General features: G+C 52.0%; 25 protein-coding genes and 2 tRNA genes. 19 read left to right on the forward strand and 8 right to left on the reverse strand.

Features of this window, described 5'->3' with window-relative positions; all coding sequences use genetic code 11:
- Window positions 1–4 precede the first annotated feature (4 nt).
- From J4E70_RS02975 to J4E70_RS02985, 3 genes are all read right to left on the reverse strand, one after another.
- Window positions 5–1,246 (reverse strand): CpaE/TadZ family protein, encoded by a 1,242-nt coding sequence (locus tag J4E70_RS02975; RefSeq protein ID WP_213887564.1) that lies wholly within the window; start codon window positions 1,244–1,246, stop codon window positions 5–7.
- Between the two features lie 202 nt (window positions 1,247–1,448).
- Window positions 1,449–2,108: an OmpA family protein gene (locus tag J4E70_RS02980; protein WP_213887565.1), complete on the reverse strand. Its 660-nt coding sequence runs from the start codon at window positions 2,106–2,108 to the stop codon at window positions 1,449–1,451.
- A 4-nt stretch (window positions 2,109–2,112) separates the two neighbouring features.
- Window positions 2,113–3,474 carry a type II and III secretion system protein family protein gene (locus J4E70_RS02985; RefSeq protein ID WP_213887566.1) on the reverse strand — a complete coding sequence of 454 codons (1,362 nt, stop codon included), beginning with the start codon at window positions 3,472–3,474 and terminating at the stop codon, window positions 2,113–2,115.
- Between the two features lie 835 nt (window positions 3,475–4,309).
- Here J4E70_RS02985 and J4E70_RS02990 point away from each other — a divergent pair.
- Entirely contained in the window at window positions 4,310–5,326 is a 1,017-nt protein-coding gene (locus tag J4E70_RS02990) for a universal stress protein (protein ID WP_213887567.1), read from the forward strand.
- A gap of 157 nt (window positions 5,327–5,483) precedes the next feature.
- Here J4E70_RS02990 and J4E70_RS02995 read toward each other — a convergent pair whose 3' ends face one another.
- The 3 genes from J4E70_RS02995 to J4E70_RS03005 all read right to left on the reverse strand — a co-directional run bounded on the left by J4E70_RS02995 (window position 5,484) and on the right by J4E70_RS03005 (window position 9,184).
- Window positions 5,484–7,085: a BCCT family transporter gene (locus J4E70_RS02995; protein ID WP_246531572.1), complete on the reverse strand. Its 1,602-nt coding sequence runs from the start codon at window positions 7,083–7,085 to the stop codon at window positions 5,484–5,486.
- A 30-nt stretch (window positions 7,086–7,115) separates the two neighbouring features.
- Complete coding sequence (locus tag J4E70_RS03000; RefSeq protein WP_213887568.1) at window positions 7,116–8,279, reverse strand: extracellular solute-binding protein; 1,164 nt, start codon at window positions 8,277–8,279, stop codon at window positions 7,116–7,118.
- Between the two features lie 830 nt (window positions 8,280–9,109).
- Window positions 9,110–9,184, reverse strand: a tRNA-Thr gene (locus tag J4E70_RS03005).
- A gap of 109 nt (window positions 9,185–9,293) precedes the next feature.
- Between J4E70_RS03005 and J4E70_RS03010 the strand changes: the two genes are divergently transcribed.
- The 12 genes from J4E70_RS03010 to J4E70_RS03065 all read left to right on the forward strand — a co-directional run bounded on the left by J4E70_RS03010 (window position 9,294) and on the right by J4E70_RS03065 (window position 16,605).
- Complete coding sequence (locus J4E70_RS03010; RefSeq protein ID WP_213887569.1) at window positions 9,294–9,431, forward strand: hypothetical protein; 138 nt, start codon at window positions 9,294–9,296, stop codon at window positions 9,429–9,431.
- A gap of 15 nt (window positions 9,432–9,446) precedes the next feature.
- A complete protein-coding gene (murA, locus tag J4E70_RS03015) occupies window positions 9,447–10,712 on the forward strand; it encodes a UDP-N-acetylglucosamine 1-carboxyvinyltransferase (RefSeq protein WP_213887570.1) in 1,266 nt (421 codons plus the stop codon).
- The gene (locus J4E70_RS03020) at window positions 10,712–11,191 is read left to right on the forward strand and encodes a DUF2948 family protein (protein WP_213887571.1); all 480 of its coding nucleotides are present in this window, start codon (window positions 10,712–10,714) and stop codon (window positions 11,189–11,191) included. Before murA ends, J4E70_RS03020 begins: the two co-directional genes overlap by 1 nt.
- A gap of 3 nt (window positions 11,192–11,194) precedes the next feature.
- The gene (hisD, locus tag J4E70_RS03025; RefSeq protein ID WP_213887572.1) at window positions 11,195–12,502 is read left to right on the forward strand and encodes a histidinol dehydrogenase; all 1,308 of its coding nucleotides are present in this window, start codon (window positions 11,195–11,197) and stop codon (window positions 12,500–12,502) included.
- Entirely contained in the window at window positions 12,502–12,984 is a 483-nt protein-coding gene (locus J4E70_RS03030; protein ID WP_213887573.1) for a UPF0262 family protein, read from the forward strand. The genes hisD and J4E70_RS03030 overlap by 1 nt, the downstream gene beginning before the upstream one ends.
- Before the next feature lie 4 nt (window positions 12,985–12,988).
- Window positions 12,989–13,450, forward strand: a complete 462-nt coding sequence (locus tag J4E70_RS03035; RefSeq protein ID WP_213887574.1) for an arsenate-mycothiol transferase ArsC — start codon at window positions 12,989–12,991, stop codon at window positions 13,448–13,450.
- Between the two features lie 20 nt (window positions 13,451–13,470).
- Window positions 13,471–14,364, forward strand: coding sequence for a carbon-nitrogen hydrolase family protein (locus J4E70_RS03040; RefSeq protein WP_213887774.1), 894 nt, complete (start codon window positions 13,471–13,473; stop codon window positions 14,362–14,364).
- A 68-nt stretch (window positions 14,365–14,432) separates the two neighbouring features.
- Window positions 14,433–14,651, forward strand: a complete 219-nt coding sequence (gene infA / locus J4E70_RS03045) for a translation initiation factor IF-1 (protein WP_213887575.1) — start codon at window positions 14,433–14,435, stop codon at window positions 14,649–14,651.
- Window positions 14,652–14,655: 4 nt separating this feature from the next.
- Window positions 14,656–15,234, forward strand: a complete 579-nt coding sequence (locus J4E70_RS03050) for a Maf family protein (RefSeq protein WP_213887576.1) — start codon at window positions 14,656–14,658, stop codon at window positions 15,232–15,234.
- Window positions 15,231–16,271: a ribonuclease E/G gene (locus J4E70_RS03055; RefSeq protein ID WP_213887577.1), complete on the forward strand. Its 1,041-nt coding sequence runs from the start codon at window positions 15,231–15,233 to the stop codon at window positions 16,269–16,271. Before J4E70_RS03050 ends, J4E70_RS03055 begins: the two co-directional genes overlap by 4 nt.
- Window positions 16,268–16,450 carry a DNA gyrase inhibitor YacG gene (locus tag J4E70_RS03060; protein WP_213887578.1) on the forward strand — a complete coding sequence of 61 codons (183 nt, stop codon included), beginning with the start codon at window positions 16,268–16,270 and terminating at the stop codon, window positions 16,448–16,450. Before J4E70_RS03055 ends, J4E70_RS03060 begins: the two co-directional genes overlap by 4 nt.
- Window positions 16,451–16,530: 80 nt before the next feature.
- Window positions 16,531–16,605, forward strand: a tRNA-Phe gene (locus tag J4E70_RS03065).
- Between the two features lie 29 nt (window positions 16,606–16,634).
- Here the strand turns inward: J4E70_RS03065 and J4E70_RS03070 are convergent.
- Window positions 16,635–17,246 (reverse strand): DUF7017 domain-containing protein, encoded by a 612-nt coding sequence (locus J4E70_RS03070; protein ID WP_213887579.1) that lies wholly within the window; start codon window positions 17,244–17,246, stop codon window positions 16,635–16,637.
- A gap of 108 nt (window positions 17,247–17,354) precedes the next feature.
- Here J4E70_RS03070 and J4E70_RS03075 point away from each other — a divergent pair, with 108 nt between their 5' ends.
- The 3 genes from J4E70_RS03075 (at window position 17,355) to J4E70_RS03085 (ending at window position 18,923) form a co-directional block, all read left to right on the forward strand.
- A complete protein-coding gene (locus J4E70_RS03075; RefSeq protein WP_213887580.1) occupies window positions 17,355–17,801 on the forward strand; it encodes a tautomerase family protein in 447 nt (148 codons plus the stop codon).
- 410 nt (window positions 17,802–18,211) lie between these two features.
- Complete coding sequence (locus tag J4E70_RS03080) at window positions 18,212–18,436, forward strand: hypothetical protein (RefSeq protein WP_213887581.1); 225 nt, start codon at window positions 18,212–18,214, stop codon at window positions 18,434–18,436.
- A 256-nt stretch (window positions 18,437–18,692) separates the two neighbouring features.
- Window positions 18,693–18,923 carry a hypothetical protein gene (locus J4E70_RS03085; RefSeq protein ID WP_213887582.1) on the forward strand — a complete coding sequence of 77 codons (231 nt, stop codon included), beginning with the start codon at window positions 18,693–18,695 and terminating at the stop codon, window positions 18,921–18,923.
- Window positions 18,924–19,003: 80 nt separating this feature from the next.
- On the opposite strand, the gene J4E70_RS03090 is transcribed toward J4E70_RS03085, so the two are convergent.
- Complete coding sequence (locus tag J4E70_RS03090) at window positions 19,004–21,022, reverse strand: protein meaA (protein ID WP_213887583.1); 2,019 nt, start codon at window positions 21,020–21,022, stop codon at window positions 19,004–19,006.
- An 85-nt stretch (window positions 21,023–21,107) separates the two neighbouring features.
- Between J4E70_RS03090 and J4E70_RS03095 the strand changes: the two genes are divergently transcribed.
- The 3 genes from J4E70_RS03095 to J4E70_RS03105 all read left to right on the forward strand — a co-directional run bounded on the left by J4E70_RS03095 (window position 21,108) and on the right by J4E70_RS03105 (window position 25,660).
- A complete protein-coding gene (locus J4E70_RS03095) occupies window positions 21,108–22,484 on the forward strand; it encodes a 1-acyl-sn-glycerol-3-phosphate acyltransferase (protein WP_213887584.1) in 1,377 nt (458 codons plus the stop codon).
- A 147-nt stretch (window positions 22,485–22,631) separates the two neighbouring features.
- Window positions 22,632–23,921 (forward strand): crotonyl-CoA carboxylase/reductase, encoded by a 1,290-nt coding sequence (ccrA, locus tag J4E70_RS03100; protein ID WP_213887585.1) that lies wholly within the window; start codon window positions 22,632–22,634, stop codon window positions 23,919–23,921.
- Between the two features lie 209 nt (window positions 23,922–24,130).
- Window positions 24,131–25,660: an ATP-dependent DNA helicase gene (locus J4E70_RS03105; RefSeq protein ID WP_213887586.1), complete on the forward strand. Its 1,530-nt coding sequence runs from the start codon at window positions 24,131–24,133 to the stop codon at window positions 25,658–25,660.

The raw sequence follows: 25,660 nt of genomic DNA on the forward strand, positions 1-25,660 counted from the left end.
CCTATTACTGACCTGTCTCGGCCACTTCGTTTAATTGATGAATTGAAAGCGCCAGTTTCTGAATTTCCTTGCGCAATGGGTTCTTTGCCACGGTTTCCGCCAACGGCAGCCCATGATCACCGGCCTGTGCAACAGGTTTTCCGCCGTCCGGAAGCTGAATTTCGATATCGATATCCAGACTTTCTGCAAGGCGTTTCACTCTCGCCTTGCCAGACAAATCGGTGAACTTTGGCGCGCGATTCAGAATGAAACGCAGTTTCTCGAAAGGCAATTCCTCGGATTTGAGGGCGCGGACCATACGCAGCGCATTTTGAGCTGAACGCATATCAAGCTCGAGCGTCGCAAAGTAAACATGCGCCTGACTCAGAACCGTTTCTGTCCAACTCACCAAAGTTGAAGGCATGTCAATTACGACATAGTCAAAATTGGTACGTGCGATTTCGACGAGGCGATCAACATCTTGAGGGCCAATCAGGTCGAGAGGAAGGATTTCCGTGGGAGCTGTCAGAACGTGCAGCTTTTCATTGAAAGTCAAAAGAGCCTGCATGAAGCTGTCGCTGTCAATTGCGCTGGTATCAGACAAAAGCTCATAAACAGCTTCGCGACGCGGCAGATCGAGATATGTCGACGTGGTGCCAAACTGAAGGTCGAAGTCGATAAGGCAAACGCGTGGTGATTTCTCTTTATCAATATTGGCAAGTTCCCAGGCCAAGTTTACCGCGAACGTCGTTGCGCCTGTACCACCAGAGAGCCCGTGAACAGGCAGGACGACCCCGTTCTTGTCACCGGTCGCTTTCAGCTTGGTTTTCATTTCGTCTGGGACGTTCACCTCGGAACCGAGAGCGCGCATGCGCTCAATCGCTTCGTGCAATTCTCCGTCTGGCAGAGGGTAGGGGACGAAATCATGTGCGCCCATCCGCAACAATTGGTGTAGCGCAATCGGGCTGACTTCTTCGGCAATCAAAATAACTTTAATGTCGCGCGCTTTTGCGGTTTTGATCAGTTCACCAATTTCAGTCAGGTTTTCTTCGTCCTGATCATCAATGGCGACTGCAACAAATTCCAGCGATTCAGCATCGGGCTGTTTCAGGAAGGCAGCGGCGTCTTCGAAACTCAAATCGCCCCAACTTTCACCAAGCTCTGCTTCCATATCCTCGATGAGAAGATCAAAATTCTGCACGTCCCGCGAAATCGTGCACGCCACGATCGGGGCCAGTTCAGTTTGCAACATTGCACTACTCGTCATTGCCTCACGTCCTTTTGCTTGGGGACGCCAGCGGTTTTAGAGTGTGATTTCAGGTTGTTACTGCTCTAACCCAAATCACTCCGCCGTTGTCCGCACGCGACTCACAATCGCGTGCATCACACCCATGGAGTGAATTTGACGGGCAATATTGGCAACAATAGGGCTAAAAAACCGTAATTATTCGGTTATTTTCTACAGAGCTTTACTCTTCAGCCTTGGCTTGAGATGGCACTGTAATCAAGGTGCTGCGTTCTGTCGCGCTATCAACGTATTCACGATAGACGACTTCAGCGTATTTTCCGTTCAGAACCATTGGGTTATTTTGAACGAAGCCAGAGACTTGGGTAACTGTGCGTCTGTTACGCCGTTCCGGGTTTGGAGTGGCGATCAGGGGCTGTGTTTCACCCAGCGATGACACTGCCTGAAGCCTGCTGCGGTTTACACCGCGACCAACAAGATAACGAACCGCTGCCTGAGCGCGACGCAACCCAAGCGTGCGATTGTAAGCGTCGGAGCCAACCAGATCAGTATGACCAAAGACGCGGAACTGAATTTCAGGAAATTGAAGGATCCAATTTGCCTGACGGTTCAACACTTGTTGCGCTTCTGCGTCCAAAGTTGAGCTGTTAAAGGCAAAATTGATTGTTGACGGGACTTCCGCCTCAAAGCGATGCGCCAAACTTACAGCATAGGAACGCTGCCCGGATTGGATTTGCGTGTTGTTCATCGTTGTATTGCCGAAGTCGCCGCCATCGATGACGCTGCCTGCTTCGGAATAGAACGAGCCTAGCACGTTTTGTCCGCAACCAGCGACACTTGCTGTCGCTGCGATGATCAGAATGCTCTTCAAAGGTCCGCGCATTGTCTTACTCCATCACGTAGCCGTAAGAGCCATCAAAGTCTTGTCTTGCGACTTCTGCAGCACCGCCGGATTGGTTGGCTTCTCTTGCGACCTGTCCGAAAAGGAAAAGCCCTGCTTCGGTTGGGGGATGTACACGATCAGTCGGCAGAGCGTAGGCTTCGCCGCGTGTAGGCGTTACCAGATGCGCCGTAACGATAATGACCAACTCAGACTGGTTCCGTTCGTAGTCTGCACTTCTGAACAAAGCTCCCAGTATCGGAAGATCGCCCAACCAAGGAACCTGCGAGTTTGTATCGCGGAAGTCATCTTGCAAAAGTCCTGCGATTGCAAAACTTTCGCCATCGCGCAGTTCAACAGTTGTCGAGGTTTCGCGACGTCTAAATGCGTCGAAGTTACTCGCTGAAGCTCCGCTAGCCGTATCAATGCTGCTTACCGCAGTAAGAAGAGACAGATTGATAACATCACCATCAACAACCCTTGGGGTGAAATTTAGCTGGACTCCCAAGGGTTTGTATTCGACCGTTATTACACCGCCCTCTTGAGGGACGGGAATTGGAATCTCACCACCTGCAAGGAATGTTGCCTCCTGACCGGAAAGTGCTGTCAGGTTCGGCTCTGCCAATGTTCTTACAACGCCGCGAGATTCCAAAGCTTCCAACAACACAGATAGTTGCGTACTGCCAATGCCGATGCCGATATTTGCTGACCCACCGGCCGTGTTCGCTAAAATTCCGGCACTTGTTCGGCCGAGCCGCACGGTGTCACCGCCATTTGAGATATTGATCCCAGCCGTGAGTTCTTTACTAACAGAACGCTGCATTTCAGCGAAACGAACAGACAACATCACTTGTTGTGTGCCGCCAACGCTCATCAGGTTCGAAACCCGGCCTGGTGCGTAGCGTTCAGCAAGGTCCAATGCGCGATCAAGCCGTGCAATAGAAGAAACAGTGCCTGACAACACGATGCCATCATTTGCTGTGCGAACTTCGACACGTTCGCCCGGCAAAATCTGACGCAGGCGTTCCTTGAACTCTGCAACATCCGGTGTGACATGCACTTCCACGTTGGTGATCAACCGCCCGTCGCCACCCAGAAGCGTCAGAGTCGTGCGCCCGGGCAGTTTGCCCAGCACATATATAGTGCGATCTGACAGGGTAGAGATGTCTGCGATCCCCGGATTTGCGATTGATAGTTCCGCAAACGGTGTGTCGCTTTCAACAACGACTGCCCGATTCATGGGAACGTTAAGCGCACTTGATGGCGCGCCTCGCATCACCTGAAGCGTTTCCGCGCTGGTGCTTGTTACGTTAGCCGTACTTACGGCAAGGCCCAAAAGGGCCGCCTTCATAAATGTTTTATATATCATTGTGATCCAGCCTCTCCGATCACTACTGCTCACAGGTCTGTATTGCCCGTTTGAAAGTCAACATGCAGGAAAGCTGGATTTATTGCAAGAATCAAACGCTTGGGGGTGGGTGCTTATGTGGATAACTCGCAACACAACGCTATCTGTAGCCTAATGCACGTTTAAGTGTACCATATCAGGTAGCGAATTAATGCATGTCTAAAAGGTGCTGCAGCACGGGGTCGGGGATCTCTTGTTTCTTACGGTCCCAATCTGTCCCATTGTTTAGTGAATCCAAAAGGTTCACTAAAATTAGGCGTTCCAAGCTATTCGACGTTGTTTCATACAATCCTATACTGATGGGTGGATGTTCAGGTGGGCACGAACGCGAGAATTTCAAAAGTTTTCCTTTGGTAAGATTGAAAACGCATTTCGGGAAAAAATTCCAAAGGTGGTGGCCTCTTGTTGCATAAACGTGAAGACGGTGGAGCAGAATAGTTCCTTCGCGTTTCAATTAGTGGTCAGCGCAGAGATATGGGCATGGGTGGGTTAACTGATGTAAGACTCAAAGAAGAGCGTTAGGTGGTTGACAAGTGGTGAGCGGTTGTGGGTTCAGGCATCTGAATGTTTTTCGAACGCAACCTCGGACAGTACCAATCCGGTTCCTGATTGATGCACATCAATGCCCTGGCAGTCACCTTTATCTATAAACAATGTGATTGGAGTAGCGCGCATCGAAACTGCTGTGCGCGGGTGCGCAGTTGTTAATGTTGGACTCGCGCCATTCGCGATTTGGCCAACGTACGGTGGCTGATGCAAATGCTGGTGAAGCTACGCTCTAGGAATGGAGAACCCTATGATCCGCACTATTATAACCCCTATTGATGGTTCTGTGCATGCGCAGATGGCATTGGACCTTAGTACAGAACTCGCGGTGAAATACGACGCTCGGTTAGTTTTGCTGCATGTCGTTACTCATGACGACAACATTCCGGAAGATCTCTACGATGCGGCAGCACGCGAGCTCATGGCGGCAGAAACTGGGCCCGCCGCGGGTCCGGTACGCCGCTCAAAAGTTCTGGAACACATCGGAAATACACTCTTGCGGAAGGCGCAGGATCTCGCCAAGCGTAAAGGTGTCAAAAACGTCGAGACTGTCATCGACCTAGGCGAAGCAAGCAAGCGGATCCTCCACCATGCAGAGAACATGTCTGCGGACCTCATCATCATGGGCAGTCGTGGTTTCGGTAGACTCAAAGGGCTTGTTCTGGGGAGCGTCTCGCACAACGTCTTCCATCTCGCTCCCTGTTCCTGTGTTACGGTTCACCATACAGATGGGAAGTCGGAATACGATGGAATCAAAAGCATTCTGGTGCCGACAGATGGCTCGGATCACGCGGATAAGGCGGTTGAACTTGCCAGCGACATTGCTGCCAAGCTAGGAGTAAAGCTATCGCTTGTTTATGTCATGTCCCGTGGGCCGTCACTGGAGAATCTTCGTGACTCTATCGACATGGCACAGCTCAGTGAGAGCGCCCGTAACGAACTTGACCCCGCGAAACATCCGATCGCCGAACATGTGAGCGCCGCCGTCATTCCGCCGGTTATTTCAAAAGAGGTGCTCAATGAAATAGGTGAACAGATTCTCGCGCGCGGACAAAGAACTGCCGTGGAAAAAGGCGTTAAATCTCTGAATGTGGTGTTGATAGACGGCGATCCGGCCCGCAAGATCGTACAAGTTGCCAAGCGCGAGAAGGCGGATTTGATTGCCATGGGCAGTCGCGGTCTCGGTGGGGCTGAAAGCCTTCTCTCAGGTAGTGTGTCTTACAAGGTGAATCACGCTGCGCCCTGTAGCTGCCTGATCGTACGCTGACGACTTTCGCTGTGGTCCCTGAGATGTTCCAAAGAGGTCATGTTAGTTTTTAAGAACTTAGGGACGCAGCAAAAAACAGACTAAATCGAGAATGGTCAAAAGAGAGAGGGGCAGGTTAACCTGCCCCTCTTATCGTTTCAAAGATCACCTGCAATGTTTATCGGTTCAGGAACTCCAGATCGTATTTGTCCTCAACATCCGGCACCGGGTGCTCGTCGTGCAGGGCTTTGACAATGCCGTAGATCATAAACAACAAGATCACAGCAATCGGTAATCCAGCAACGATCGACGCTGTCTGAAGCGCACTTAGCCCCCCTGCCAGCATCAGAACCCCGGCAACGACACCTGATGTAATGCCCCAGAAAACCCGGAATTTCACAGGTGGGTGCTCATCGCCCATCGACAGCATCGTGCACATCACAAGCGTGCCCGAGTCAGACGAGGTGACAAACCACGAGATCAGCAAGATCGTGATCAGAACAGTGATCGGGTAGACCAACCATGCATATCCAAAACCGGCTACGGTCTGGAACACACCCGAGGCGTAGTCATTGTTGACCGCATCCACGACGCCAGCATCGTAAAACAGATCAACACCCGCTGCGGCGCCTCCGAATACACCCATCCACAGCATTACGACTGAGGTTGGGATCAGCAAAACGCAATAGCAAAACTGTCGAATTGTCCGGCCTTTGGATACGCGGGCAATGAACAGCCCTACAAAGGGGCACCACGCAATCCACCAGCCCCAATAGAAGATAGTCCACCAGCTTTGCCATAGGTTTTCTGGATCGCCATTGATCCAGAAACCCATCGGAATGACGTTCCACAGGTATTCGCCAAAGCCGGTAATAGTAACGCCCAACAAAAAGGCGGTTGGACCTAGAATTATGAACAATATCAGCAGGCCGATACTGGCCATGACGTTAGCCTCAGAGAGGATACGCACGCCTTTGCCAACACCAGAAGCGGCAGATGCCGTTCCAAGACAGGTGATGATGGCTACCAGGATCAATTGGTTCGTCTGAGTGTTAGACATCCAGCCAAGATTTTCCAGACCGGCGGCAATCGGCGTAACGCCCAGGCCTAACGAAGTGGCTAAACCAAAAATCGTGCCAAAAACGCCAATCAGGTCTACAAGATGCCCCCAGGGACCATAGATCCGTTCCTTTAGTACAGGATAGAGCGCCGTGCGCAGGGTTAGCGGCAGATCGTGTCGGTACGAGAAATATGCTAAGCTGAGCCCGACAAGCACGTAAAGCGCCCAGCCATGAAACCCCCAATGAAAATTGGTGATAGTCACCGCAGAAACGGCTGCATCGACTGTACCGGGTTCAATGCCAGCACGTGTCAAAAAGGGGCTGCCCTGGATGTGGAACATCGGTTCCGCGACGCCCCAGTAGATCAGTCCTGAGCCGAGGCCCGCACTGAAGAGCATGCAAATCCAGGAGAATGTCGAGAAATCTGGCTCGTCATCGTCTTTGCCCAGTTTTACGTCACCGAAGCGGCTGATCATCAGCCAGAACACAAAGAACAGGGCGACATTGACCACCACCACATAGAACCAGTCCAGGCTGTTGATAATGAAATCCTTGCCCGTGGCGAATATTGCGCTGGAGGCTTCGACATCGCGGATCGTGAAGATCACAAAGCCAAGGATCATCACCATCGAGGCGATGCCCATTATTGGGTTCATTCCCTTGAACAGCCCGGACTTTGCAACCAGATTGTCAGGTCGAATTGTTTTTTCGATACTCATTTCAAATCCTCTTTGTCCTGTTGTCCCGGCTTAGCGGGTTGAACCCGCTGCACCTTGGCGTGCAGACGTCGAGAGCCATGCCCGAAACGCTTCTTCAAGACGCGCGTGGTTGCGCGCCCACCACTCAGCATCAGACATTATGTGTACATTGTCCTCGTAGGCGGGGCCGTTTGGTATTTGGCCCAGAATCTCGTCGGACAAAAGCGCCAGAGAAGATGTACGTGTTGGACCGTTGGGAAGGTGCGAGACCATATTGGCCAAAGATTCGGAACTGCTGGCGTAGCGAATGAATTCGATGGCCTCTTCTTTGTAGCGACTGCCCTTGGGGATACCGAACAGATCCAACTCGATTACACGACCATCCCAGTTGATCGCAAAATCAGCATTTTCCTCCTGAGATGCGACTGCACCAGTTGTGGCCCAGATCGATGACATCGCCACTTCGCCAGAATTCAATAGACGGACAGGTTCACGACCGCTTACCCAGATTTCCAGCCCAGACTTAATCGCATCCATTTTTTTGAGTGCACGTGAAACCCCGTCTTCAGTCTCCAAAGTTGAATACACATCTTCACGGGCCACGCCGTCTGCCATAAGCGCCCATTCCATGATTACGGTTGGGTCGTTGCGGATCGCCCGCGCGCCGGGATAGGTGTCAGTGTCGAAGAAATCGGCAATACTTGTCGGTGGGTTTTCAGGGAATGCTGTTTTGCTGTGCGCAAATGCAGTCGCCCAGACAATGACGCCTACTCCGCAATCATTCAAAGCACCTTCTAGAAAATCATCACTTGCCGGTGTGCCGTCTGCGCCTGCGGGAAGATCGATACCTGAAAGGTTCTCTAGCAAACCTTCATTGCAGGCGCGTAGGGAATCTGCCTGAGTCAAATCGACGACATCCCAGATGACATTGGCACTTTCGACCTGATCACGGATTTCAGCAATGCCACCATTATAATGTTCAACATTAACCCGGCTTCCGCTCGCCTCTTCATAGGGGCGAACAAAACCCAGCATCTGGCTGCGCATATACGGGCCCGTCCAGGAGGTGAATGTAATTTCCGGTGCTGCGACAGCGACTGTGGCATCGGAATCTGGCGCTTCCTGCGCCCATGCATTGCTTAATGGCACTGTCAGAAAGAGCGCCGCCAACACGGCTTTGCGTCCCCCCGAAAAACTGTTTCGATAAAGGTTCATTCATCATCCTCCTTGCCGGAGCTTTGTCTCTTTGCCGTTCTTTTCGCCGACCTGAATTGACATTTGTCCGTTTACCTAACGTCAACATCAATCAATTTGATAGGATCAATCAAGAAAATACGACTGAAAAAACGATAAAAACGACTAATAGAAGTTACATTTTAAGCGATTCCGGAAATTGGGAAAGGGAGCTTAGATGTGTCCGATATAAGTAAAGACATGGAAGAATCAGGCTGCTGAAGGTAGTGGCGGATGTGTTCGTGTGATGCGCAAAAGCAAAAGGACCGACAGAAATCGAGTGAGCGGAGCGGCACGTCAAGCTAGGGCTGAAAGTTCGTTTCATTCGTTCGCCGTTATCTTGACGGATGTCTTTAATAGGGCCGTCCCTGACCTCTGTCGTTGGCTGCGTTTGCTAAATACTGCGATCTTGTTCGTGGTAGGTTTGGGTTCAAAGAAGGCATCCGGTGTTTTCAATCGGGTTTCGCCATAAGTGCAGCCTTTTCAGATTCAAACTTATCATCCCAAACGAATGGTGTCTGTGTCCCGACACCAGCGTTAACTTAAAGTAGTCCAATTCGGTCATGAGATTCCGACACTTGAAATTTCTCGGAGAAAATTATTTGTTCGACAAATGTGTTTCGTGCCGCGGTAGCTCAGTGGTAGAATGCTGTCTTTGCGTTTGCGCGATGGGTACTGCGAAGCAATGGCCATTGTTATTGACGAGCTGGTTCAACGTGCACTGCGGCGAAAATTCGTGCGTGCGGGCTTTGCATGCTAACCTGAAAAACCAACTATCAACCAACAAGCTATTCATATTGCTGAAAAAGTAATGGTGCCGCAGGGGAGAATTGAACTCCCGACCTCGTCATTACCAATGACGCGCTCTACCACTGAGCTACTGCGGCCATGGCGCGGGCGGCGCCTTTGATCATGTGGCCGGGTGATTAGACCTATTCTGGCAATGACGCAAGCCTAATCTGGACCCTTATTGCCCTCTGGGTTAGAGAGTGCTTTATGAACAAAAATACCGATAAAGAAAAACTGACCAACTCTGTAGATAGCCGAAAGGATCGGCTGAAGTTGGCTTTGAAAGCGAATATGGCGAAGCGTAAGTCACAAGCACGTGCACGCAAAGCAGTAGTTAAAAAATAGGACGAGGCAGCGGCAATGGATTCAATAGTAATAAAAGGTGGCGGGGAGCTGCATGGCCAGATCCCAATTGCGGGGGCTAAAAATGCGTGTCTCACTCTTATGCCTGCGACGTTACTTTCAGACGAACCGTTAACCCTGACAAATGCACCACGCCTGTCAGATATTAAGACAATGACTGAATTGCTGCAGTCTTTGGGTGCTGAAGTGACTTCAATGCAGGGTGGGCAGGTATTGGCGATGTCGTCGCACGATATTAATAATCACACTGCCGACTATGACATCGTACGAAAGATGCGGGCTTCAATACTCGTTCTTGGTCCGATGCTGGCACGAGATGGACATGCCATTGTTTCCTTGCCTGGTGGGTGTGCGATTGGCGCGCGTCCGGTGGATTTACATTTGAAAGCGCTGGAAGCGCTGGGCGCTGAACTAGAACTGAAAGACGGATATGTTCATGCGAAAGCCCTTGGCGGTCTGAAAGGCGGTATCGTTGATTTTCCATTTGTCTCTGTCGGTGCAACGGAAAACGCGTTGATGGCTGCTACGCTTGCCAAGGGTACGACTGTTATTAAAAATGCGGCGCGCGAACCAGAGATTGTCGATCTGGCGCATTGCCTGCAAAAGATGGGTGCACAGATTGATGGCGAAGGGACAGAGACAATAACAATTCAGGGTGTCGACCGGCTGAATGGCGCAACGCACCCGGTTGTCACGGATCGAATTGAACTTGGCACATACATGCTGGCACCCGCCTTCACGGGCGGCGAAGTGGAACTGTTAGGTGGGCGACTGGATTTGGTTGGTGCATTTGTTGAAAAGCTGGAAGCCGCCGGTGTTTCCGTGTCTGAAACCGACAAAGGGCTGCTCGTTGCGCGTAAGAATGGCCGCGTAAGCGCGGTTGACGTTGTGACAGAGCCGTTCCCGGGTTTTCCGACTGATCTGCAGGCGCAGATGATGGCGTTATTGTGCACGGCCGACGGGGTAAGTGTTCTCGAAGAAAAGATTTTTGAAAACCGCTTTATGCATGCGCCAGAGCTTGTTCGCATGGGGGCCGATATAGAAGTGCATGGTGGAACCGCAACCGTCACAGGTGTCGAAAAACTAAAGGGCGCACCGGTTATGGCAACGGACTTGCGGGCATCTGTATCTCTGATACTTGCGGCATTGGCGGCAGAAGGCGAGACAGTTGTAAGCCGGGTTTACCATCTGGATCGAGGGTATGAGCGGGTTGAAGATAAGCTTGGGGCCTGTGGCGCCACAATCGAGCGGGTGAAAAGCTGATGGTCAAAGACGCAACCTTTGAAGAAGGTGGTGAAGAACCGCTGCGCCTGATTGCAGAAGATGCCGATGATCTTTCTGTTATTGCGTCTTTGACGCAGGACGCCGTTTTTCCTGCCAGTGAAATGTCGTGGCAAACGCGCCAGCGTCGTTTTGCGATTTTGCTCAATCGATTCCGATGGGAGGATAGAGGGGCTGCCGAACTGCGCGGGCGGGACTACGAACGCGTTCAGTCAGTTCTTGTTGTCGACGATGTTTTGAAAGTCTTATCGCAAGGCGTAGAGCGTGGGGATGCGGATACTATTCTTTCCTTGCTATCAATCGATTTCGAGGCTGGTGAAGACGGAACAGGCCGTTTAACCCTTATCCTTGCGGGTGATGGTGCGATTGCGCTCGACGTTGAAACTCTGAATGTTACGCTGAAAGACGTGACTCGCCCTTATGTCGCCCCGTCAAAATCTGCGCCAAATCATCCGGAGTAATTTGTGCCACAGTTCCTGAACATCCAAGAGCCGGGGTTTGAGGCCGCGTTCGCCGCCTTTCTGACAACCAAGCGCGAGGATGCGCCGGATGTGGATGAGGCCGTGGCCGGAATTATCGCTGATGTACGTGTGCGTGGTGATTTAGCGGTTATAGAGCTGACCGCGAAATTTGACCGTCTTGAACTTACGCCAGAGACACTTGCATTCTCGGCAGAAGAAATTGAGGCAGAGTGCGGCAAGGTGGGTGCCGAAGACCACGCGGCGCTTGAGCTGGCAGCAGCCAGAATTCGTGACTATCACAAGCGGCAAATGCCAAAAGATGAGTCTTGGGTCGATGAAGCAGGTGCTATGCTTGGCTGGCGTTGGGGCCCGGTATCGGCAGCAGGTTTATACGTGCCGGGCGGGCTCGCGTCTTATCCGTCATCGGTTCTGATGAATGCAATTCCTGCAAAAGTCGCGGGCGTCGAACGTTTGGCGATTTGTGTTCCAACACCCGACGGTATTGCAAATCCGCTTGTCTTGCTTGCCGCGCGCATTTCAGGTGTTGATCGGGTTTACCGTATAGGTGGGGCGCAGGCGATAGCGGCACTTGCCTATGGGACGGAGTCAATCGAACCTGTCGATAAAATTACCGGCCCGGGCAATGCCTTTGTTGCGGCAGCCAAGCGCCGTGTGTTCGGCAAGGTCGGGATCGATATGATTGCGGGACCGTCTGAGATTTTGGTTATAGCTGACAAAGACAATGATCCGGACTGGATAGCCGTCGATCTGCTGAGTCAGGCAGAACACGACGAGAGCGCCCAATCTATCTTGATAACTGACGATGCCGAATTTGGCCGTGCGGTTGCGAAGGCTGTCGAAGCACGTTTGCAAACGTTGGAACGCCGCGCAATCGCCGCACCAAGCTGGCGCGACTTTGGTGCTGTCATCACGGTCAGAAATCTGGATGAGGCCGCCACGCTTTCAGATCGTATAGCGCCCGAGCATCTGGAGCTTTGCGTGAATGACCCGGATGCTTTGTGTGAAAAGATCAACCATGCCGGTGCGATCTTTCTGGGACAGTGGACGCCTGAAGCGATTGGCGACTATGTCGGCGGTCCAAATCACGTTCTTCCGACTGCGCGATCCGCCCGATTTAGTTCGGGTCTTTCGGTAATGGATTTTCTGAAACGGACCACCTTGTCGAAAATGACACCTGAAGCGCTTGCAGCGATTGGGCCAGCCGCCGAAACGCTGGCGAAATCAGAAGGCCTGGAGGCGCACGGATTGTCTGTGCGTGCACGGCTTGACCGCATAAACAAAGAACTGTGATGACCAATTCAATTTGCCATATCGAAATAGACGACCGTGGGCTTGCCGCCCCAACCCCTGAGATTGAACAGGAACGCAAAGTTGCAATCTTTGATCTTCTGGAGGACAACAGCTTCGTGTTACCTGAACGGGCTGACCGGAAGGTCCCGGAGGGTCCCTTTCGGTTATCATTGGCTATCCGAGACCGAAGGCTTGTGTTTGATGTGACGACCGAAAGTGGTGAGAAAGCCGGAGAATTCCATCTTTCACTTGGGCCGTTCCGCCAGGTTGTCAAAGACTATTTTCAAATCTGCGAAAGCTATTTCGAAGCGGTGAAAAAACTACCTCCTAGCCAGATAGAAGCTATCGATATGGGGCGAAGGGGGATTCACAACGAAGGAGGCCGCGTTTTGCAGGAGCGTCTGGAAGGCAAAGCTGACGTTGATATCGATACAGCCCGCCGTTTGTTCACGCTTATTTGCGTATTGCATTTCGGAGGGTAGGGGTTTGGTTGTTGACCTTCCACAGTCTATCCTTTTCTGCTGCGATTATAACGCTGTACGCTCTCCAATGGCCGAAGGTTTGATGAAAAAATACTATGGTCAATCGACTTATGTGCAGTCAGCGGGTGTGAAAAGCGATTTGGATATTGATGGGTTTTCAATCGCGGTTTGCAAAGAAATGGATGTTGAACTTTCGCGGCACCGATCACGATCTTTCGATGAAATGGAAGAATGGGGTGATGACCTTTCGGGGTTTGATCTCGTCGTCGCCTTGTCCCCCGCGAGTCAACGTCGCGCATTGGAACTTACGCGTTATTATCACCTTGATGTAGAATATTGGCCTATACTTGACCCAACCGGGCTTGGTGAAACGCGCGAGGCAAAGCTCGTAGCCTACAGACAGGCGCGTGATCAGATTAGTGACCAGCTCATCGCGCATTTTGGGCCGCCAAGAACTGACACATGATTTCAAAGACAGGAATGCTGATGAAAATCGCGACTGCAGCTTACCCGATTGATTGGCACGACGACTGGTCGTCCTATGAAAAAAAGTTAGCTAACTGGGTCGGCAAAGCCGCGGATGCGGGTGCTGATCTGTTGGTCTTCCCTGAATATGGCGCAATGGAACTCGCATCTCTTGCAGGCGCCGAGCAAGCAGGTGATCTCGCGCAAAGCCTGATCGCTGTAAGTGATTTGATGTCTAAGGTGCACGCGCTTCACAGCCTGTTAGCTGTCAAATACGGGGCGCATATTCTTGGAGGTAGCGGACCGGTTGTTACGGAGTCTGGTATTGTGAACCGCGCTGCTTTCTATTCACCGGACGGTCAAAAAAGCTATCAGGACAAGCAGATCATGACCCGTTTTGAACGGGACCCGATGCGTGTTTCATCCGGTGGGCCGTTAACAGTGTTTGAAACTGCAATAGGTCGTATCGGCGTGCTGATTTGCTATGATTGCGAGTTTCCGGAACTTGCGCGGGTCTTGATCGAAAACGACGTTGAAATCTTACTCGCCCCATCATGTACCGAGGCGCTGTCGGGGTACTGGCGGGTCCGCATTGGGGCGATGGCCCGGGCGCTTGAAAGCCAGTGCATTGTCGTACACTCTCCTTTGGTCGGAGCAAGTACTTGGAACCCGGTCGTTGAAATGAATACCGGAGCTGCCGCAATTTACGGTCCTCCCGACATGGGATTTCCCGATAACGGCGTTATTGCCGAAGGTGCGTTGAATATTCCCGGCTGGGTTTATGCTGATGTTTCGCTCGAGGCAGTGCGTGTTGTTCGAAAGGATGGGCGTGTTCTGAATGTGAAGCACTGGGAAGAACAGGCCGCGCGGCTTGGCAATGTCAAAATCGCGTCTCTTATGCCGAAAACCTCTTGAAAAACCGCCAATAAAGGCGCATTTACTTTTCGCCCGCAATATGACGGGTTTTTAGAGAAGGAGTGACCATGGCCAAGGAAGAAGAGCTCGAATTTCCCGGTGTCGTAAAAGAACTCCTGCCAAACGCGACATTTCGGGTCGAGCTGGAAAACGGCCATGAAATATTCGCTCATATGGCAGGAAAAATGCGGAAAAACCGCATTCGTGTTCTGGCTGGCGACAAAGTTCAGGTGGCAATGACGCCGTACGACCTGACGAAGGGCCGCATCAATTACCGCTTCAAGTAAAGCCGTGAAGCTGATTCTGGGCTCGGCGAGCCCGCGCCGAAGAGAACTTTTGGCGCAAATCGGTGTTGTGGCGAATGAGATTCGGCCCGCTGACATCGATGAAACCCCATCCAAAGGTGAATTACCGCGACCCTATTGTGTGCGGCTAGCTCGCGAGAAAGCGCTCGCCGTGCAGGCAGCACATAACGAAGTTGTGCTTGCTGCTGATACTGTCGTTGCTGTGGGCCGTCGAATTCTGGGTAAACCCGAAGATGCAGACGAGGCGCGCTGTTTTCTACGTCTGATGTCCGGGCGCCGGCATCGGGTTATTACGGCCGTTGCGCTGCGTATTGGTTCAAAAATAGTGGAAAAAGAGACGGTGACGGTTCTGAAGATGAAGCAGCTGACAGAGGCTGATATCGAAGCCTATATCGCTACGGGCGAGTGGCAAGGCAAGGCCGGGGGATACGGCATCCAAGGCTATGCCGCCCGTTTTATACCGTGGTTGAACGGCTCCTACACTGCAGTTGTTGGTTTGCCGCTAACTGAAACGGCTGCTTTGCTCGAATCTGCGGGCGTTGCAGTGACTGGTGTTTCAAAATGAAGGGGCGCGTTGTCGTTCTGGGGCAGATCAATGGACGGCGCGCGGCTGCGCTGATTGTTGACGGAGAGCTTTATGATTTCCTGATTGAGCCAGCGGATGCCACCGCCCCGTTGCCCGGTGCGATCTATCGTGCCGTCGCAGACCGCCCCCTAAAAGGGCAGGGTGGGATGATGTTGCGTCTGCCGCATGGCATGGCGTTCTTACGTCAGGGGAAAGGAATACACCCTGGCCAAGCCTTGCTGGCACATGTGACGGGCTATGCGGACGAAGGCAAAGCTGTTCCGGTATCGCCAAAGCTCTTGTTCAAAAGCCGCTACGCGATTGTGACGCCTGACGCGCCCGGCTTGAATATTTCTCGTTCCATAAAAGATGAAGACGAGCGTGAACGACTGCTTGCCATAGCGCATTCCGAAATGGACGAAACCGAGGGTTTTGGTCTGATTCTAAGATCTGCCGCAGCAGGAATGCCCGAAGAAGAAGTGGCGAATGATATCGCTGATATGCGTGATCAGGCATCTGGCGTGATGGATGCAGCAGCAGGAACCCAGCCAGAGCTTTTGCTTGAAGGTCCTGACCCGCATCTGTTGGCTTGGCGAGACTGGGAAGCGCCTGATCAGGTTGTTACGTCTGACAACGGTTTTGAAGAACTTGGGGTTCTGGAACTGCTCGAGCCGTTTTGCCAAGCGTTTGGTGCATTGTCGGGTGGCGCATCTCTCTATGTCGAACCGACGCGCGCGCTGGTCGCTGTCGATGTGAATACGGGGGGTGATACTTCGCCTGCGGCGGGCCTGAAAGCCAACATAGCTGCCGCGCGCGCGCTGCCGCAGCATCTGCGTATCCGCGGTTTGGGAGGGCAGATCGTTGTTGATTTTGCGCCGATGGCAAAGAAGGATCGACGTCAGCTTGAATCTTCGCTCCGTGCCGCATTTCGGTCTGATCCGATTGAGACTTCACTGGTTGGCTGGACACCGCTAGGCCATTATGAATTGCAAAGAAAAAGAGAACGCCAGCCTCAATTGGAAAACCTGAAGCTGTGAGCTGCCCGATATGTGCAAAAGATACTGTGGCGAAGTATCGCCCTTTTTGCTCAAAGCGTTGTGCTGACATAGATCTGGGGCGCTGGTTCGATGGCTCATACGCAATCCCGTCCGATGACCCGGAAGACATTGAGGCTGCGTTTGAGGCGCTGGTCGAAAAAGACTTGCCACGCCACTAAATATTTGCAACTTCCCCTCTGGACACCTGTCTGTGCCACGACTAGAACGTCGCAACCCGAACGATAAATCGTTCACCCGTGCCCGGGTAGCTCAGGGGTAGAGCAGTGGACTGAAAATCCTCGTGTCGGTGGTTCAAATCCGCCCCCGGGCACCACCCAACTTTAGAAGAATTGAAAATAAACACTAATTTGTCCCCTTTTGTCTAACCGATCTAGAATCACTACTCGGGTTAGACACTTTTGTTCCATCTATGTCCGTTTGGATCCGTTCCATGGCGCGGTCTGAGAGGACGCGTTCACGGCGAGTGCCTTCGAGGATATCCCCAAGCAGAGCCCAGGTCCAAGCGGTCCTGAATTGCATTCTCAATACCGGAGCTAACCGTTGGATCGCTAAGTCCACCTCACCATCAGCCAGGTGCAGCTTGCTTTGATAATAGTTGAGCCATTGGTCGTTCGGATCGTCCTGGAGGGATTGTTTCAGGAAGTCCCGCCCCCAATCGATCAAGCCTCTATCCCATTGAGGATCGGGCGCCTTCGCAACCGCTTCGCGGCAGATTGCACGAGCAAAACGTTTTTGAAGGCTGTCGACCTTCTTGCCTTGGTCATTGGTGAAAGGCGCCATGTCCTCGGAGGCGAAATCATCGACGCCGGCCCAACGAGCAAACGACAAAAAATCTTGCCAGTCACCGGACACTTTACCAGCCAAGCGAAGAATCTGGGAGAATGCACTGTCCCCCCGCAAAGGGGACGCCATTTGGGAGAACTCACGCATATAGGGCGACATTTGAATGGACATAGAGGATGCCAACATTTGTTTCGCCTCATAATCGAAGATTACAAATTCTGAAACCTTGGATGTGCCTACATCTTTCTATCCATTGTGCGGAATCTCAAAGGAACAAAAATGCCCACCTACAACGTGACAACGGTGAACCTGATGCTCACCGAAGACCAGAAATCAGAAGTGGCGATGGCCATTACTACGGCGCACAACAAAAGTACCGGCGCGCCTGGTTTCTTTGCGCAGGTCATTTTTCACGATGTAGCGAATGGTCAGCATTTCATCGGTGGCAAGCTGAATGATGTGTCACACATCTTTGTTCACGGCCTGATCCGGGCAGGTCGCACAACAGGCGCAAAATCTGGGCTCATGGCACAGATCAGAGATAGTGTTGTAAAAATCTCAGGTTCAAGTGAAGAAGACATCTGGGTGTACGTTCAGGATATTGAGGCCGAGCAGATGATAGAGTTTGGAAGGTTCCTACCTGCGCCCGGTGAAGAAGATGCGTGGAAAAAAGAAATTTCGGACAAAAAGCGCGATGAATTCGCGCGCGCTGGCGTGGTGATTTAGGGCAGTTTCGTCAGAATACTCGTCTTGAGTGTTGGATTTAACCTGTTCCGCCAGTTCCGAGTTTAGGTCAAGCCCGAGCGCCGCTTTCGCGCGCATGGCGGCGGCCTGTAAGATTTCATCAGCAGTTTCGCGACGCGCCTGAAACTAACATCCCAACTTCAGGTTACAACATTTCAGTACTTTTTTCATAGCCTTGTCCTCCCCAAAGATTTCAGATTTCTTTTGCAAAACACGAACAGAGACAATTTTGTGCGCTACAAATTGGAACAGGGTAGCGCGACATTAAATTAAGGCATCGATTTAAAATATATTTCCCTTTCCGCTGAGTGACCGTTTCGTATAAAAAGGTTAAGTCGAAAACCATTTGCTAAAATGATGTACTTTGGTTTTCGCTCGTGGGGGAGAATACCGTGATCAATGATGGTCCTAAAACAGTGTTGTTCGTCGTATCAGCGCCCGAGCGGGCCGAAGATATGATAGATGCAGAAGCTGCATCAGTGGAGCTTAGCGTCGAGGGTGTGTGTGATGCGGAATACGCCAAGGTGGTTCTGAAGGATGCTTTTGGTGAAATCTGGATGCGGGATGATGTTTATGTCCTATCCGGAGACAATTTCGAGGCGTTGCTTCAGGAATAACTAGCGTTACCTAAAGGACGCTGAAACTTCTGATTTTCAATTGGAAGGCCTTGGTCCCGTCTCAGTTGTTTGACCGTTTATTGTCTAATCCGCTGCAATATTGCCTCTTGCTGTCCTTGTAGCAACTTTTACTTTGGCACTTTGTCGCCACATCATTTAGTATGTGTTGCCTCAATGCTGACAAAATGATCTACTAAAAAGAAAATCCGATATGATTTTGAGGCCGCAACCAGACGTTTTTTCGAGGCAAGAAAGAATGGACACTTTCCAATCCAGACCTGACAAAGATGCGCTAAGGCAAAACCGTTCAAGGCTTTTTGCGCTTTGGGGAACGGCAGTGCCTGCACCGGCTGTTCCGATCGCAAGGGCACCTGAACAACCTGCACCAGCGATCAAACCAACACTCAGCGAACAAGACCGTGAAATGGAAGAACTGATTGCACGGTTCGCGGAAGCCGACAATGATCAGATTGTTATCCACGGCTAGCGCCGAACGTAAAGAACACGACATCAAAACCCGGACCATTTGGCCGGGTTTTTCTTTTTGTCAGCTTTAGTACAAATGCCTTACTCGGCTGCAACTTTCTCGTCTGCAACCAAACCAACGATATCAAACATGATCTTGTTCAGTTCAAAATCCTTGGGTGTGTAAACTTTTGAAACACCCATCGCACGCAAGCGTGCGGCGTCATCGTCGGGGATAATGCCGCCAGCCACAACAGGCACATGCCCAAGACCTGCCGCGCGCATTTTGTCCATCAACTCCTCAATCAGCGGAATGTGGCTTCCTGAAAGGATTGATAGACCGACAACATGCGCCTCTTCTTCCTTGGCCGCCGCAACGATTTCTTCTGGTGTCAGGCGAATACCATCATAGGTTATATCCATCCCACAGTCGCGGGCGCGCGCCGCGATTTGCTCTGCCCCGTTTGAATGGCCGTCCAGTCCCGGCTTACCAACGAGAAATTTCAAACGTCGTCCAAGTTTATCGCTTACGGCGTTTACCTGTGCGCGAATTTCGTCGAGTCCCTCAGTGCGATTTGAGGGGTTTTTGCTAACGCCAGTCGGGGCCCGGTACTGGCCAAAGGCGCTACGTACAACATCGCCCCATTCACCTGTTGTTGCGCCTGCTCTTGCCGCCGCGATAGAGGTAGGCATTATGTTTCCACCTGATTGAGCCGCAGAACGCAGGCTGGAGAGCGCGGCCTGCACCGCTGATTCATTACGCGCGTCTTTCCAAGCCGAAAGACGGGAGATCTGGTCTGCCTCGGCATAGGGGTCAGCGGCCATTGTTGCGCCATCGCCTGCCGTCAAAGGGCTTTCCGCAGCTTCTGTCCAGCGGTTAACGCCGACAACGGTCGTATCACCCTCTTCAATTTTGTTAATCCGGGTTGAGTTGGATTCAACCAGACGGGATTTCATATATCCAATCGCTGCGACTGCGCCACCCATCCCATCAATCGTGGCAAGCTCTGCGCGTGCGCCGTCTTTCAGGGCGTTTACTTTACGCTCGACTGCGGGGTTTCCGTCGAACAGGTCTTCATATTCCAGCAGGTCGGTTTCATAAGCTAGAATTTGCTGCATCCGCAGCGACCATTGCTGATCCCACGGGCGGGGCAGGCCGAGTGCTTCGTTCCAGGCCGGAAGCTGTACTGCGCGTGCGCGCGCGTTCTTTGACAGCGTCACAGCAAGCATTTCAATCAGAATACGATAAACATTGTTTTCCGGCTGCTGTTCGGTCAACCCAAGCGAGTTAACCTGAACGCCATAGCGGAAACGGCGGAACTTGGGATCTTCAACGCCATAGCGTTCGTGACAAATTTCATCCCACAACTCTACAAAGGCGCGCATTTTGCAAAGCTCGGTTACAAACCGAATGCCTGCATTTACAAAAAAGGAAATCCGCCCGACCATCGCGGGGAAATGTTCTGCGGGAACTTTGCCTTTTAGATCGTCAAGAACCGCCGTCGCTGTTGCGAGGGCGAACGCCAGCTCCTCCTCCGGCGTCGCCCCCGCTTCCTGCAGGTGATAGGAACAGATATTCATCGGGTTCCATTTCGGCAGGTGTTCGCGTGTGTACGCGGCAACGTCTGTGATCATCCGCAAACTTGGGGCGGGTGGGCAGACATAGGTGCCGCGCGACAGGTATTCTTTGATGATGTCGTTTTGTACGGTGCCTTGCAGTTGTGTTATGTCAGCACCCTGTTCCTCGGCCGCAGCGATGTACAGCGAAAGCAACCACGGGGCGGTTGCGTTGATTGTCATCGAGGTGTTCATCTTCTCAAGCGGGATTTGGTCAAAAAGTGCGCGCATATCGCCAAGATGGTTGACCGGAACCCCAACTTTGCCAACTTCGCCCCGTGCCAGCAGATGGTCACTGTCATAGCCCGTTTGGGTCGGTAAATCGAAAGCGACAGACAGCCCGGTTTGTCCTTTCGCCAGGTTGGTGCGGTAAAGTTCGTTTGACGCCGCGGCGGTTGAATGCCCGGCATAGGTGCGGAAAAGCCAGGGGCGGTCTTTCTGGGTTTCAGACATGGGCGTCCTTCGATTTGATGGCAAGCAAGAATATTCCGTCTGGAAAGACATAGTTGGAATTTTGTGTCTTTGTCAATTCGCTGCGTTGCGGCATAGGTGCATTTACCCGGATGAAATAACCTGTCAGGGTCCGGGAATGTTTCAAACTGTTGAAATGCCGATATGGGCGCTTGTTTTGATCCTACTCTTTGCCGGAGTGGCAGCTCTGGACAAGGTCATGCTGCCGTCTGTACGCTGGTATTTTCGCCGCAGAATGGAGCGGGTTGTTACCAAATTGAACGAACGACTTGAGCGGCCAATACAGCCGTTCAAGCTTGCAAGGCGCCACGACATGATCCAGCGCTTGATCTATGACCCAAAAGTCGCCGAGGCGATTGTGAAGCACGCCAAAACAGAAGGCGTTCCGGAAAATGTAGCGTTTGAGCAGGCCCGCCGCTATGCGAGAGAGATTGTACCATCTTTCAGTGCCTCGGCTTATTTCGGCATTGCGATTAGGGTTGCCCGCTGGTTCAGCAGGATGCTCTACCGCGTGCGCCTTGGGCATTTTGACGAAACAGCAATCAAGGAAATAGATCCGGACGCGACGGTTGTTTTTGTCATGAACCACCGCAGTAATATGGATTACGTGCTTGTCACCTATCTTGCGGCCGAACGTTCCGCCCTGTCCTATGCGGTTGGTGAGTGGGCGCAGGTATGGCCGCTTCAGGGTTTGATCCGTGCGATGGGCGCCTATTTTATCAGACGAAAATCGCGCGATACGCTCTACCGTCGTGTGTTGTCGCGATATGTTCAGTTGGCAACGCAGAATGGCGTGGCGCAAGCCGTGTTTCCGGAAGGCGGACTGAGCCTTAATGGGAAGATTCATCCGCCAAAGTTAGGTTTGCTAAGCTATATCGTTTCCGATTTTGTTCCAGGAAAGGGCAGGGACGTTGTTTTTGTACCCGTCGCAATCAACTATGACCGGGTTTTGGAAGACCGTATTTTGCTGGAGGCGGCCGCAGAAGGGACGCGGAAGTTCAAATTTAATATACTCAAGATGCTTGGCTTTGTTGGTCGTCAGATCCGCTTTAAACTGACGGGTCGCTATCATCGTTTTGGCTATGCCGCAGTAAGTTTTGGGAATCCGCTTTCCCTTTCTTCATTCTTGAAGGATGGCAATCATACGACAGAGAAAGTCGGCGAAGAACTCATGAACCGAATCAAAGAGGTTCTGCCGGTCTTGCCCGTACCTCTTGTTGCAACAGTGCTTCAAAATGCGCGTGGGCCATTGAGTGAAGCAAATATAGAGCATGCCGTTTCAGAGCTGATCGATCGGCTTTCAGATCATGGCGCCTATATTCATTTACCCCGGGACAGCAAGGAATATGCGGCAGAGGTTGGACTGCGGATGTTGAAACTTCGGAACATGGTGACGGAGACAGAAGGCAACTTCAGCGTCAATCCTCATGAAGCCCCTGCGATCGCATTTTATGCGGCATCAATCTCGCACCTGATAGATGCACCTGCGGCATAAATAGCCCCTTTCCCATTTCATAAAGTCATAAAGTTACAAAAACAACCCTTTTGAGGTTGCATAATTACCCTATGAATTCTATTTCAGCCTTAAAGCGCCGCGCCGATTCTGCGATGCGGCAAAATCGATACTGTTAAGGAGGCTATGATGGCTCTGGACACCATACCCGAAATCACGACCTACGACGCGCCTGAAAAGGATCTCTATGAAATTGGGGAAATCCCACCCATGGGGTATGTTCCAAAGCAGATGTATGCATGGGCGATCCGGCGTGAACGTCATGGTGAACCTGATAAATCCATGCTGACCGAAGTTGTGGACGTGCCATCTATCGACAGCCACGAGGTGCTGGTTTTGGTGATGGCGGCAGGTGTGAACTACAACGGTGTCTGGGCTGGCCTCGGTATTCCAATCAGCCCATTTGACGTGCACAAGGCAGAATATCACATCGCGGGATCGGACGCTTCAGGTATCGTTTGGGCGGTTGGTGACAAGGTGACACGTTGGAAGGTTGGCGACGAAGTTGTCATCCATTGTAACCAGGATGATGGTGATGACGAGGAATGCAACGGTGGCGATCCGATGTTTTCACCCAGTCAGAGAATCTGGGGATATGAAACACCAGATGGCTCTTTTGCGCAGTTCACGCGCGTTCAAGCACAGCAATTGTTGCCGCGTCCCAAACACCTGACATGGGAAGAAAGCGCCTGTTACACGCTGACGCTCGCAACAGCCTACCGGATGTTGTTTGGTCACCATCCGCACGAGCTTAAGCCAGGTCAGAACGTGCTGGTCTGGGGAGCATCGGGTGGTCTCGGATCATTTGCGATTCAGCTCATCAATGCGGCGGGCGGCAACGCAATTGGCGTTATTTCTGATGAGGACAAACGCGACTTTGTGATGGACCTTGGGGCAAAAGGCGTGATCAACCGTAAAGATTTTAGCTGCTGGGGGCAGCTTCCGACGGTGAATACTCCGGAGTACGGCGCATGGTTCAAAGAAGTGCGAAATTTCGGCAAAGCGATCTGGGACATTACCGGCAAAGGCAACAATGTCGATATTGTTTTTGAACACCCGGGCGAAGCGACATTCCCGGTTTCGACTTTTGTCTGCAAAAAAGGCGGTATGGTCGTGATCTGCGCCGGGACCTCTGGTTTTAACTGTACCTTTGATGTGCGCTATCTCTGGATGCACCAGAAACGGGTACAGGGCAGCCACTTTGCACATCTGAAACAGGCGGCAGCAGCCAACCAACTGATGATCGAGCGTCGGATTGACCCTTGTATGTCAGAGGTTTTTCCTTGGGACGAAATCCCGGCCGCGCATATTAAAATGCTGCGTAATGAGCATAAACCAGGCAATATGGCGGTTCTGGTTCAGGCACCAATAACGGGTCTTCGCACGTTAGAGGATGTGCTGGAAGCAGGTCCGCTTTAACCAAGTTTCTTAAGATTTATCTCCTCTGGGCCGGTGTGGTTTGTACGTGCTAATCACACCGGTATTTTTTGTTCTTTGTCTGATTAGCCGTGATATTATTGTTGAGTATCAGATGATTGCGGTGTGATTGCCGCTAAATGTAACTTAACGATACTGATATCAGTCGGATCGCTCTGGCAACCCGGTAGGCTGCCCTGTAGGGTCGCATCATGAGCGTGCGCAAAGTTGTATTTTCCGAAGACCAGGCCGAAGCCTATGACCGTGTAACAGAGCTGTTGCGCAGTGCGGGGATTGATCTGGATGACTCTCTTCTGACCCCGCTTTCGGATGGGAAATCAAGCGTTCTGGCGGTTGTTGGGAAGGCTGGGTCAGGCAAGACCATGCTTCTTGCCGAGCTTTACAAAGATATCGAAGCGGCGGGCGTAGACGTAGTTTCGGGTGACTATGAAGGGCGAAAACGCAAAGACAGACGAACGCTGGCCATTCTTGCGCCAACGAATAAAGCAGCAAGTGTTTTGCGCAATCACGGTGTTCCTGCGACTACGATTCACCGAATTCTTTATACACCAGTTTATGACCCAGAATATGAGAAGATCGCGGATTGGCTGGCGGGCAACGGATCGCGACCCGAGGTGGAGGGTTTAACCGAAATTGCCCTGGACCGGGCAGAGGTCTTTTATAAAGTCAACAAATCGATCCCCGGTGCGCTGGCAGCAGCCGGATTGCGCGGGTCAGATTTCATCACCGGCTGGAAGCGCCGCGAAGACCCGCTTGATATCGGCTTCATCGACGAAAGTTCGATGCTTGATGAAAAGCAGTTTGAGGATTTGAAGGAGATTTTCCCGACACTGGTCTTGTTTGGCGATCCGGCACAGCTTGCCCCTGTCGGGCAATCAGGTGCGATGATTTTTGATAAATTCAAAGACAAACGCAAGATCACGCTCAGCCGGGTGCATCGCCAGACACAGGACAACCCGATCCTTGATCTGGCCCATGCTCTTGGAGATGACAGTATCGGGTTCGAAGCGTTCGAGCGCATGGTGGAAGAGGCTGCCGCACGTGATGACCGTGTTGTCTTGGGTCAGCGCGTCGAAAGTGATTTGATGGCGCGCTCACCCGTTTTGGTCTGGCGCAACGCGACGCGCATTCGCCTGATACATGCGTTTCGGGCGGCATTTGGTGCCCCGCCTGATGAATTGTTGCCTGGGGAACCCCTTATTTGCGATGGCATTGAACTGCCGTTGAAGCACCGAAAAAAGCGGATCGATCTTGAAGCACGCGGCCTTATCAAAGGCGCACAGGTCATTTATCTGGGCCCTGGTCGTAAAGCAGGATTTTCGCGCCTGCACGTGATCGGCGCGGAAGAGCCACAAGTCAGCGCCGCTTCAATCATAAAAATTGAGTTGCCCGACGAAGAAGAACCGTTCATTCCATTTGCGGCGAACATGGGCGCGGCGTTTTTGCACGGTTCTGCTGTTACAATACATAAGGCTCAGGGGTCGCAATGGGAAAACGTACAGGTTTTCGCACCAGATATTTTTGCAGCAGCGAGAATGGGCCGCAGCGAGGCTGGACAACCTTTGTGGAAACGACTGGCCTATGTTGCCATTACGCGGGCTGAAAAGCGGTTGTTCTGGGTCGTACGAAACCGGTTGGCGCGTCCGTCCGGACCGCTCGTAACCGACGATCTGCGAAGCGGGCCGGCACCGCTGACACTGGCCAGCGAAGAGGAGGTTTAG

Source organism: Pseudohalocynthiibacter aestuariivivens (assembly GCF_018457175.1).
Classification (GTDB): Bacteria; Pseudomonadota; Alphaproteobacteria; order Rhodobacterales; family Rhodobacteraceae; genus Pseudohalocynthiibacter; species Pseudohalocynthiibacter aestuariivivens.